The sequence below is a fragment of the Sphingobacterium paludis genome (assembly GCF_004364125.1).
GTDB classification, from domain to species: Bacteria; Bacteroidota; Bacteroidia; order Sphingobacteriales; family Sphingobacteriaceae; genus Sphingobacterium; species Sphingobacterium paludis.
In genome coordinates, this window is sequence record NZ_SNZV01000005.1 from 325787 (window position 1) to 338534 (window position 12748).

Consider the following 12748-nt stretch of genomic DNA (forward strand, 5'->3'; position numbering starts at 1 on the left):
AAACCACAAAAGCAACTTAGTTGCTTTTGTGGTTTTTAACGTAGTCTTGCTTGGGATGACTTATTTAGCTGGCAAGGTATTCCGTGAAATTTTGCGCGTGTGCTACAGGTAGCATTTTAGACCGAGCGTGATATTTCGCCCAGGTAAAGGGGCAAGATATTTCAGGATGGAATTTTGGGGCCTCGCTTCTTGGTTAAGAAGGTTTTGCCCATCCAGTGAACAGGTTACGTTGCGCCCCATAATCTGGAAATCGTACCCGAGTTGTGCACGGAGTAAAGCATACGCAGGCATCGGCCGCTCCAGGTTGATATTTTTTCCTAAAAAACGTTGTTTCAGGTAATGTTCAACCATCGCGTGGATAAAAAACCGGCGGTAGTTGATCGTCAGCGCCCCGCCATATCGACTGGTTGGCAGATTGGGCATAAAATCCCCTTCTGCCCAACGCCGTAAATGATCTTCGGAGCGATTGCTATTTTTAACGAGATCTGCAAATCCCGAAACTTCTACGCGCTGGTCCGTTTGCCAAGTTAATTGATATAAAGCTTCCAGCTCCCATCCTGTTACACGCGTATCGGATGCGCGCCACTCCTTCACTAAAAAACCGCCGGAACGAGATATGCCGGTGTGCGCTAAGTAGAGGTAATCATAAAAATTTGTCAAATAATGGGTGGCCTGTATACGCAGACCTTTCACCTGTGTACCTACCGCCAGCTCATAGCCGCGTGCGCGTTCTCTATTCAGCCGGTCATCTCCGTTTTCTTCCACCAAGATGGCGAAATGTTCATTTCCTGCATACAGTTCGTTTACCTCCGGCGCTCGTTCTGATTGTAATAATCCAGCCTTTACGAAGGCGAAGTTTAACAGATTGTAGCGCAGGTCAGCAGAAAACTGATTTAGCGCAAAATCTCGAGCTGCATGTGTTCCACCTGCAAGACCGCGGCTAGGCTTGTATTGCTTATCAATCAATACCCTACGTGCTACCTGATCATGCCGATAGCCCATATCAAGCGATAACCTTTTCCACGAGAAGCTATGTGTGGTGAATAAGCCAATTTCACGACTTAGATTACGAGGTAGGTATCGTCGTACGCCGTTGCCCTCGAGCTTCAGGTGCGCCAGCTCCACACCATGCATGCCCGACCAATATTGACCGACTTGGTGCTTGCCCTCCATCCGCAAACCATGCCGGTAACTTTCCATGGTGTTAACTCGATATATACCGACGAGCTCTCGATCATCCGCGTACTGCAGCGCGTACTGAATACTAAACTCAGGAAGTACTATTGATCCTGGCTTCAGCACACTTTCCAATTGGATGGAATGGGCCATAGCTCGCGTATTGATGGGCTGATAATCGGCGCTTTGTTCAACAGGTTCATGGCTGTGTTTCGGTTTTGAGGCTACGGCAAAACCAGGAACGCCATAGTAACCTTCCATGGCGCGATAGCCTATGCCAATGCGTAAGCTGTCTTGAATATAGCTGCTGCCAAGATTAACAAAGCGAGCGTTTGCATGGCTATTGGGCATCACGCCATATGTCACGGGATGAAAATCTGTAATGCCGTGTACAACCGTGGTATACAGCGGTGTTGTCGGATCCTGACCGGCGATATATTTTTCGTTTGCCGGATTGGCGACAAGTTGTCCGCCTATGCTGGAAAACTTCTCAAACGTATACAGATCGGCTTCGGACAAGCCCCAAGCCGGATTGCTCTGATTGTCCAGAACAAACTGGCTGATATAAGGATATAAACTCAAGTTCCTGATGTTTTCCCTGTGCACATGCACCTGAGCCATATCCGCCGTTAAGTGATCAATGCTTGGATCGTAAGCAAATGCCGCCTTTGTGTTTCCCGGTATGTGGAGGTCGCCATGACGTTGGTTCGTTCCGCCGACGTACCAAGACCAACGATCCCCCAAGTTGCCTGCGAGCTGCACGACTTGCCTGCTGCCACTATTCGTGCCGAGCTCGAGTTGAGCAGTTCCTTGTAATTTCTTTGCAAAACGCCTGTGCGGTATGGTATTATCTTTCAGATTGACCGCACCGCCAATTGCCTTTCCACCGTAGAGCACGGCGGCCGAACCTTTATAGAGTTCCACCTCTCGCATGTTATCCATATCAACGTTGATATTGATATTCGGACTGATGCCGCTCAAATCGTTTATTGGTTGTCCGTTTTGCAAAACGCGAACACGATTTCCGCTCAGACTGCGGATCATAGGCGCGCCGGCAGATGGACCAAAATATACATTTTGAACGCCAGGAAGATGACCCAGCGTTTCACCCAAGGTGCCCGACTGTATATGGTCTAACGCGGTTCTCGAGATTTTCGTTACCGACCCAAATGGTGAAACTGTGCCCAGTACGACCGCCGAATCAATCTTGATCGACCGTAGGGTGTCCGAAGGCGTGATCGCCAGCAGTGGCGTAGATGTAGATGTTAAATAGAAGAAAAACACCGGTAAGATGGCTATGTATGCGCGCTTGAACATAAGGACTCGAGTTGAATGATGGCGCAAAAGTATAAAATAAAATCATATTTGCAACATTGTTGCATTATTGAAATTTATTTCTACCTTCGTGCTCAAATTATTGAAACATGAATACGATAAGTAGATTAATTACATTTGGCGCGGCCATTGCCACGCTATCATTTGGCATGGGCGCATGTAAAAAAGATTCTCCTGAAACCGTTCGGGATATGGAGATTGAACTTCCTGAAATTACCATACTGCAGTACGGTAAAACGGCAGAAATTGCATTGCCCGCTGCACTGCGCGAAGCCGCCGACCTGTCGTTAACGCTAAAATTTGATAAGACGGACAATGTGGAACTGGCATCGAACAAGAAGCTTCACGAGGTACTGCAGGCGGCAGTCCAGCTAGATATGCAGAACCAGCAAATCGCAATAAACGCTGCGCTGCTTTATCCGAATGCTGCGCCGTCGGTAAGGAACGCTACTAAAATTCCAGAAAGCTACACGGCTACCTTATCGGCAAAAACGGCTACTGGTACTACGGTTGCTGAGCAGGATTTTAAAATCAAGGTTTTGCCGGGTAAAGTAACTATAGAAAATGTGAATACATCCAATAACATACTCTTCGCTTATGCGCTTTACAGCGATAAAATTGTGGAATTTAAGTTGATAGCTGAGGATATACCAACGTCCACTACGACTTGGTATATCCAGCCACCCGCCGGGCAAAAGCCAGTAGTTTCCCTCAGCGGATCGACAATTCAATTTTCCCCCGAGGCCGGCGACCCAGCGCAGAAGACCGAGCATACCTATGATCTGAAGCCCATGTTAGTAAAGGATGGATTTATAATTGCTGAGACAGATTTCCGGGTAGTGTTTATCCCACAAATCAAGTTCTTTTTTGGGATGTACTATCCGGATTTGAACCTCACGATCAAACTTAATTTGTTGCATATCGGATTGTCTAACGGTTACCGGTCATCGGCACCTACCCTTTATCCCGAGCAGTACAAATCTGCCTTTAGTTTGGTTTCGGTAAATATGGACGGTAAACCTTTCGACAACAGCGCAGCGATTTTTTCCGTCGATGAAGATACCGGCTCCGTCCGTGTGAAAAAAGAGGATAGCTTAAAAGCCGGAAGCTATACAATATGGGTAAAAGCGATAACAAGCACTGGACTAGAATACCAAACGGATCTCACTTTAGTGATGTCTGCATTTTAGCAAACCCTATTTTGCTATACCGCGCTCCCCTATTTATCGCATGCCGATAGATAGGGGATTTTACGGATTGCTTTGCTCCAGAGGTACTTCAAACCAGAAGGTGCTACCCTGCCCCGGAGAACTTACTACCCCGATACGCCCGGCATGACCGTCAATAATCTCTTTACATAAGTAAAGACCGATACCAAAGCCGCTGATGTTTTCTGTCTCTCTGGCTAAAACCCGGTAAAAGCGTTCAAATATATGTGCTTGATCCCGAAGCGGTATCCCTAATCCTTCGTCTTTGACGCTGACGTGTGCCCAGCCCTGGCGCCTACTACATGATACGTGGATGGTGCTGCCCGTCGGCGAATATTTAATGGCGTTATTCACCAAATTCACCAAAACCTGCTCCAGCTTATCCCGATCTGCCTTTACGTACAGGTCTCCCTCGATGTCGAAGCTAAATTTATGCGTGTGGTTTGTCGCAAGCGATTCTTCCTCGGCGATCTGAAAGACGTTAGCTATGTTGAAGTCTGTTTTGTTGAGGTAGATCTTGCCCTCTTCCGCTCGAGCCACATCTAAAAAACCACTGATTAATGTCGTCATACGATCGACTTGCCCGGCAGCTTTGCTAGCAATGTCCGACATCAACTTGTCATCTGACTGCTTTGATCTTGACGCGAGAATCTGTACATATCCCTTCAACGCGGTCAATGGCGAGCGCATCTCATGGCTCACAATCCCGATAAAGTCTTGTTTAAGCTGGTCGCTGGCTTTACGGTCAGTGATATCCATAATGGTTCCCGAAAAATGGTCAATAGAAGTTCCGCCTGTCGACGTATACCGCTTCCCCATCGCTTTTAGCCAGCGTGTCTGTTGATCATGAAACCCGGTAACCGGATACTCCATATTGTACGGCACACCGTGCAGCATGGTCGCTTTTATCGAAGCGCTAACCGCTTCGCGATGCGTTTCGTGAATTTGTGCTAAGGTGTCTTCCAGCGTAATCTTATCATCTGGCGAAAATCCAAATAAAGCTTTGGTACGGTCGGTAACGGCCATTTCCTTGGAATCCAAGTTGATAGACCATGTGCCCATATTAGCTGCCGAAATCGCCAGGTTCATGCGCTCATTGAGATCGATTAAACTTTCTTCCGCTAGAAGAAGCTGCTCATTAGTTGCCATCAGCTCTTCGTTCAGCGCCATGTATTCCTCGTTCACCGAACCAAGTTCTAAATTAGCCTCCTTCAGATCCGTTTCACTTTGTTCCAATAGCTTCCGCGCTTCTACGGTATCGGTAATATCGATTACGGTAGCAATGATTGCTTCAGGTATGCCGTCGGAGTTGCGTAGCGGCTTGTAAGTAAAGTCAATATAGATCCTATTGATGGTTCCGTCGGTTTCCGCGATGTCGGCACTAAGTTCCGGTATGGCTACCGACTCGCCGGTGTTGATTACATTGCGCAACATCTCCGGATAGGGTTGGCCCACCACCTCGGGAAAAACGTCCGTCAGGCGTTGCCCTATTACTTGATCAGCGGTACGTGTCCATATCTTGAGCATCGGTTCATTGGCTATCTCGATAACCAAATCCTGCCCCCGGATAATACACATACCCATTGCCGCATTCATGACCATCTCCCTCATTTGATGTGCACCTTCCTCAATAGCCAACCGCGAGCTTACCTGTTCGGTCACTTCAACGGCCATATCAATGATACCTGTCACGCGACCATTCTCGATCAATGGAGCATAGGTGAAATTAAAGTATCCTGTTTCCAGCTGGCCATTTCTTTTCAGCTTCACAGCGATGTCATTACGGTACATCGTTTCTCCGGTTTGATAAATATGGTGTAATAGGTCGTAGGCAGGCTGACCTTCCAACTCTGGAATAGCATCTAATAAGTCTTTACCTTCTATATCGGGCTGTTGGTCAAGTAAGGTAAGCATAGCGGGATTAACGGCATCAATGGTTAGCTTCTCGCCGCGAAAGACCATGATAGCCGTCGGCGATTGTTCGATGATAAGCCGGAGATTCTTTTCACTTGACACGCTCCTGCTATGAAGACGCACATTGCTTTTATTGGAGGCTTCCAATTCACGCATCCTCTTTCGTAACACTAGTTTATTGACTACCTGTTTGGAAAGCGTTTTCAGTGCTTTTTGCTGCCGTTCATCCAGTTTTCTCGGCTGCCGATCAATCACGCATAACGATCCCAAAGCAAAACCTTCGTCGTCCACAAGCGGCATCCCGGCATAAAAAGCAATATGCGGGTCACCTGTAACGAGTGGATTATCTTTAAAACGAGGATCGGCAAGTGCATCCTCAACCTGCATCAACTCTGTAGGGTTTGACAGGGCGTGTGCACAAAACGACTGCGACCTTTCCGTTTCCGTGACATCAAGCCCTTTATGGGATTTAAACCACTGCCGTGTTTCATCGACGAAACTAATAAGCGCAATCGGCGTTCCGCAAATAGCAGCGGCCAGCTCAGTAAGCTCTTCATAATCCTCCTCAGTTGCGGTATCTAAGATTTGGTAGGCATATAGTGCAGCCAAACGCTGCTGTTCATTTGTTTGATCGTTCACCATAACAGGGCTTACATTCGTTAGGAACAAAGCCAAGCAAACTTACGCATTATCCGCATAGGATACAGCGATTATACATTATATTCTTGCGGTAGCGAGCACACTACCGCATCCACACATCTCGAAGCAGCGGCGCTTCAATTAAGAAATGAGCTTGGAAGCCCAAACCGTGATAGTCAGAAGATGTTACAAAACCATACACCGCATCAGGCTGTTCCTTATTCGTACAAACAGGTATAGCCTCGCCAGCCCCTGCGTCAAAGAAATGGCGGTTAGCATAGGCTTCCTGTTGCAGGTAAATTGACGACTAAATTTCAAAGCCATGGCAGAAAAAAAAGAAAATGAAAAAGATCCCTGCTGGTCAGGGTACAAAAAAGAAGGAACCAAGAAAAAAGGCGGGAAAACCGTTCCAAATTGTGTTAAAGACACCGCTAAAAAGTAATGGTAGCTTTAGCTTTGTCGTTGCATGCGCATGTTAACGGCGAAGCTAAAGCTAATGCCTCCCTTTTCGTACCTGCACGTTTCTCCAATGAAACCGTGTAGCCCCGTTTGCCGCCTTGTTACCGCGATAGACATGCTAGGAATGAAATGCGTTATTGTCTTTCAAACGTGTAGGACGAAAAAAATTAAAGAGTATAGCCAAGAATACCAGTGCGGAAAACACATAGCATGCATAGATGATATAGAGCGCATCGGCGTTTTGATTTGCGGCTACGGCCAACAAAGCCCACATTCCAACGGCGCCATACGCTTTCATGTTTCGCTTCAAAACCATCCCTATATTCACCATGCCGGCAATGGCAATCATGATCAAAGCCCACGTTTCCTCTGTAAGTCCAAAACCGTCCCAACGGTACTTCGTTAGTAATGCTGCGACATTGGCGATGATGGCTAACGAGATCCATCCTGCATACAGCGAAAATGGCAAAGCAATAAATACATAATTCTTAACACTTACCTTGCGCAGACTCAATTCCAATTTGCTCACGATGCGCAATAAGCTGACCAATAAAATAACCATGAGCAAAACGCTGAGCAACGTATAGTGGTTTAACCAGGCAACTACCCAGAACATATTGGCTAAGCAGGATATGAAAAACCAAGATCCTATTCGCTCCACGGCACGCAGCGGATCAATACCGCGAAAAACATGCCGTCCCGAATAAACAATAAAAGATGCCAGTCCGAGATAGATTATTCCCCAAATGGAAAAGGCATAGCCGGCAGGCGTAAACAGCGTGAAGTAAGCATCGGAGACCGTCTTCATCGTATTACCATAAAATATGCCTGTGTTGGATAGGTAATTGATGACAACCGTCAATATCAATCCGACGGTATTTAAAATAATATATCGCTTGTTCTTCATCGTTTTTCTGTTACGTTATGTAGCATCTGTACAGGTTTTTGCCCGCAATAGCGAGCGGCAAAAAAATACCCACACTGTGTTTTTGCATCCTTTTCGTAGTCAATATAGGCAATGGCGCGCACAGACAGTATCTAATAAATAATCGAAGGCTAAAAAAAGTTTTAAAATAGATACAGGAAAAAAAGTAAACAAAGTTGCTAAGGTTTGCGCTTTAGGGTCGTTATAGAGAAAATAACCACTATAAACACCTATGGATGCTACGGAGCAAATTGCCGAATTGATCAAACGACATATTGAAGGCGACATCACCGCAGAGGAATCGGGCAGATTGAATCGTTGGCGCGCGGCGGACAGCGCAAATGAAGCCTTCTTCCAACGCGTGACCAATGGCGAGGAGATCTTTGCCGATGCGTTGCAGTGGATAGCGATGCAAGATCGTTATGAGGGTGCAGATTTAGCGGAAATAAAACGCCGAACGCTGCGCAAGCTCCCTGCTGATGTACCCAGGCCCTGGCGGCCGCATCGACTTCTTCTGTATACTGGATTAGCTGCCGTCTTTCTTTGCGTGAGCTTATTCGCTTACTTTCAATTCCAACAACCGACTGTACCGCAAGATATCGAAGCGTCTAGCATCCATGCTGGTGGAAACAAAGCAGAATTGCAGTTGTCCAACGGTCAAAAAATCAAACTGCGAACGGATAAAGAAGGCATTGTGCTGGATAATAACCTGACGTACTCGGATGGAACACCCCTGTTGGGCCTTGCGCAAGACGAGTTGGCAAAAACCACCGCAAGCATCAGCGTTCCCGCCGGGGGAAAATATAAAGTTATGCTGAGCGACGGCACACAGGTTCATTTAAATGCACAATCAAAATTAGTCTACCCCCTCCTATTTGCCACGGAAAAGCGGGAGGTACATGTAGAAGGCGAAGCATATTTTGAGGTCGCAAAAGCCTTTAACAAGCAAACGCGTATACCTTTTATAGTTCATTGCAAGGATCAGGTTGTTCGCGTGATGGGCACCAGTTTCAATATATCTGCTTATGCTGACGAGGTGTACACCCGTACCACACTCGTCGAAGGCTCGGTAGAAATAGAGACTGCGCAGGGCAGCATCACCCTAAGACCCAACGAACAAGCACGGGTACGGCAAGGAGATATACAGAAGAGCACCGTCGACATCCAACAGTACGTTGCCTGGAAAAAAAATACATTTTTATTTTTTGAGACGGAACTTCGTGATTTGCTGAAGCAGCTTAGCCGATGGTATGCTATTGAAGTAAGTTACCCACAAGATATGCCCCCAACCTATTTCTACGGAGAAATAACCCGGGAGAAGAATCTTGCGGAAGTGTTGCGCATCCTTGAAAAAGCAGGCGTAAAATTCAAACTACGCAAGGATGGCACCGTCATTCGCCTACATGTTATCCAATCATAAACACCATTGACAAACGACAAAACTATGAAACAGATTACGATGAGCTACCAAACTTAAGCGCACGGCAAAAGCAAAAACCGAACCCGGTCTGCTCACCAAGGTTCGGTCTATTGTTTACATGCCGAAATAAGTGCTACTACCAAAAATAAACCCTTATTCATCAACACATTAATTGTACAAAAATATGATTTTTATACAACAGATCGATTATGCGCACAAAACAGCTAGATCGAAAATTAAACGCTGGGTAATCATTATGAAGTTAACCATCTTATTGACCGCACTAAGCATTTTAAAATTAAGTGCCACGGGATTTGCACAGCAGATATCCATCAAAGCAACAAATACGCGGCTCGTCACGATCATGCAGTCGATACAAAAGCAGAGCGGTATGCCCTTTCTGCTCAATGGCAGAGACATCGCATCGACGAAACTTTCTGCCGACATTAAAAACGCGTCTTTGGAGCATGCCCTCCATCTTCTTTTCGTGGATCAACCTATCGCCTGGGATATATCCGATGGAACGATTATTCTCCGCCGCCAAACAAAAAGAAGTGTATCGAGCGCAGCACCGAGCGAACGCCAAGAACGTACGGTAAGCGGCACCGTTACCGACGAACGCGGCGTCCCAATCCAGGGCGCATCGGTAAAACTGGTTGGTAGCACAGCGGGCACAAGCACCGATGACCAAGGAAATTTTCAGCTTGCCGTGCCCAACACCGGCGGCGGCATACTCCAGGTTAGCTATGTTGGTTTTTTGCGCGCTGAGGTAGCGATCGGCGAGCAGCAGACGGTAAAGATTACACTCAAAGCGAGCTTGGGCGATCTGGATGAGGTGGTGGTGGTCGGATACGGCACGCAGAAGAAAAAGCTCACTACGGGTGCTTCGATTCAACTGAAGGGGGAAGATCTTCAGAAGTTGAGCACGCCCAATATCTTAGAAGCGATGCAAAGTCAGGCCCCCGGCGTGCAGATTACGCAAAGCTCGGGTATGCCAGGCGAGAGCTTCAAGGTCACGATCCGCGGTCTGGGAACCATTAACAACTCATCGCCGCTTTACGTCATCGATGGTATCCCCGGTGGAGACATCAACACGCTAAACCCATCCGATATAGAAAGTATTGACGTGCTCAAAGACGCTGCCTCTGCTGCCATATATGGCTCGCGGGCGGCCAATGGCGTGGTTTTGGTAACCACCAAACAAGGACGCGAAGGAAAACTAGCACTCCACCTAGACAGTTATGCCGGCTTTCAGAATGTGTATAAACTTCCGTCTTTACTGACGGCAAAAGAGTACATGGCTATTCAAGATGAACGTCGATTCAATGAGGGCGCCGCACCGTTCGATTGGGCACAGCTTATTCCTAAGCAGTATGAACAAATTATGGACGGCAGTTGGAACGGCACAGATTGGATGAAAGAAATTCAAAACGAGAATGCACTGTTGCACAACACGTCGATCAATATGATGGGCGGAACGGAACAATCTCGCTTCTCGATGGGCTACTCCATCACAAACCGCGAAGGTATACTGGGCGTACCCGTGCAACCAGACTTCCAGCGCCAAACGGCTCGTTTAAATTCCGAGCATGTGCTACTCAAGAACGACGATTTTCCCGTGATCAAGATCGGTGAGAACCTCAATTACGCCTATACTAAACGCTCGGGTATTGGCATAGGCAATATCTATTGGAATGACATCCACAACATGTTGGTGGGTAACCCCCTACTTCCCATCCGAAACGCGCAGGGCGGCTATTACGATTTGGCCAGCAAAGTGGCTGACGGCTGGGCGTTAGACGGTGCTACCGCCAACCCTGTGGCAGATATGCACTACCGACGCGGGCAAAACCTCAGTAAAAATCACGCGCTATCCATTAACGCCTATCTGGAAGTGCAGCCCATCAAAGATTTGATCTTTCGATCAAGCTTCGGTTATCGGCTTACAGCATCCTCGTACCGCCAGTACACGCCTGCCTTCGAACTGTCAACAACCACCGTCAACGCCATAGACGACATCTCGCAGAACCAAGGACTGGGCTATAAATATCTTTGGGAAAATACGTTGAGCTATAAACTCAACCCATTTAAAGATCACCAACTTGATCTCGTTGCCGGCCAATCCATCGAAAAGAACGGGCTAGGCGAAGACGTGGGTGCATTGACAGCAAATTCATCTTTTCCCGGCCAATGGGATAAAGCTTGGCTCGGCAATGGACAGGGCTACGACGGATTTATTCCTACGGTAACGGGGGCACATTGGCCAGAATTTAATATCGCCTCCTATTTCGGTCGGCTAAATTACAACATCAGGGAGACCTACCTCGCTTCGTTTGTGCTACGCGCCGACGGGTCATCTAATTTTGCCCGTGGTCATCGTTGGGGTTACTTCCCCTCGGCATCTGTAGGATGGGTTGTCAGCAACGAAGCGTTTCTACGCGAACAATCGTGGTTGAATTTCTTGAAACTGCGCGGTAGTTGGGGACAAAATGGCAACGCCGATATCAGCCCCTTCCAATACCTAGCGACAGTAGCCATCGATACTAAAAACGGCTATTACTTTGGCAATAGCAAGAGTACCCTCATCCGTGGTGCTTTTCCCGAAGTTTTACCAAACCCGGAGGTGACCTGGGAAACATCCGAGCAGCTAAACATCGGATTTGATTCACGCTTTGTGAACAACAAGCTCGCCGTAGTCTTCGACTGGTATAAGAAGTCCACAATCAATTGGCTGGTCCAGGCGCCTATCTTAGCGATCTATGGTACCGGCGCACCTTTTGTCAATGGCGGAGACATTGTGAACAAAGGGGTTGAGTTGGGGATCAACTGGAACGATACCAAAGGTGAATTCCGTTACGGGATCGGTATAAATGGTGCCTACAATAAAAACAGAGTAAGCAGAATCGCGAATAGCGAAGGGATCATCCACGGCAATCCCGATGTATTAAGTCAGGGCACGAAGGAAATGTATCGCGCACAGGTGGGCTACCCAATTGGTTATTTTTACGGCTTTAAAACAGAAGGTATCTTTCAAACACAAGAGCAAATCGATGCCGTTCGCAGCTCGGGGCGTGGCGTACTCCCCGGCGCACAGCCTGGTGATGTATTCTTCGTCGATACAAATGGCGACGGTGCCATCACCGATGACGACCGCGTCATGATCGGCAATCCGCATCCGGATTTTAGCGGTGGTTTAAACCTCAGCTTTGGCTATAAAGGTATCGATCTCGCCGTTACAGCGATTGGTTCTTTCGGGCATCAAATAGCCAAATCATATCGTTCCTTTGCGGATAGCCCCTTACAAAATTACACCACAGAAATATTTGGGCGCTGGCATGGCGAAGGCACCTCGAACAGATTGCCACGCCTAACGAGCGGTAGTCATACAAACAACCAATATATCTCGGATATCTACATCGAAAACGGAGATTTTGTGAAAATCCAAAACATCACCTTAGGCTACGACCTCAAACAGATTTGGAAAAACTCACCGTTCAGCCAGACACGCATCTATGCCACCGTGCAAAACCTATTTACCTTCACGAACTATAGCGGCATGGATCCCGAGATAGGCTATGGCTACGACCAGCCCTGGGTCAATGGTATCGATCTGGGCTTCTACCCACAACCGCGAACCGTAATGTTTGGATTGAACCTTAAATTTTAATGAAA

At 47.3% G+C, this 12748-nt stretch carries 6 protein-coding genes; 3 read left to right on the forward strand and 3 right to left on the reverse strand.

The annotated features are described in order from the left end of the window. Positions 1–102 precede the first annotated feature (102 nt). On the reverse strand, positions 103–2493 hold the full coding sequence (locus B0I21_RS11755; RefSeq protein ID WP_133640658.1) for a TonB-dependent receptor: 2391 nt from the start codon (positions 2491–2493) through the stop codon (positions 103–105). Positions 2494–2600: 107 nt separating this feature from the next. Here B0I21_RS11755 and B0I21_RS11760 point away from each other — a divergent pair, with 107 nt between their 5' ends. Further along, positions 2601–3701 carry a hypothetical protein gene (locus B0I21_RS11760; protein ID WP_133640659.1) on the forward strand — a complete coding sequence of 367 codons (1101 nt, stop codon included), beginning with the start codon at positions 2601–2603 and terminating at the stop codon, positions 3699–3701. Positions 3702–3761: 60 nt separating this feature from the next. On the opposite strand, the gene B0I21_RS11765 is transcribed toward B0I21_RS11760, so the two are convergent. Beyond that, the gene (locus B0I21_RS11765; protein ID WP_133640660.1) at positions 3762–6275 is read right to left on the reverse strand and encodes an ATP-binding protein; all 2514 of its coding nucleotides are present in this window, start codon (positions 6273–6275) and stop codon (positions 3762–3764) included. Between the two features lie 574 nt (positions 6276–6849). Beyond that, positions 6850–7638 carry a tryptophan-rich sensory protein gene (locus B0I21_RS11770; RefSeq protein ID WP_133640661.1) on the reverse strand — a complete coding sequence of 263 codons (789 nt, stop codon included), beginning with the start codon at positions 7636–7638 and terminating at the stop codon, positions 6850–6852. A gap of 250 nt (positions 7639–7888) precedes the next feature. On the opposite strand from B0I21_RS11770, the gene B0I21_RS11775 reads away from it, so the two are divergent. Next, a complete protein-coding gene (locus tag B0I21_RS11775; RefSeq protein WP_133640662.1) occupies positions 7889–9076 on the forward strand; it encodes a FecR family protein in 1188 nt (395 codons plus the stop codon). A gap of 184 nt (positions 9077–9260) precedes the next feature. Next, positions 9261–12743 (forward strand): SusC/RagA family TonB-linked outer membrane protein, encoded by a 3483-nt coding sequence (locus B0I21_RS11780; RefSeq protein ID WP_243836069.1) that lies wholly within the window; start codon positions 9261–9263, stop codon positions 12741–12743. Positions 12744–12748: the final 5 nt, after the last annotated feature.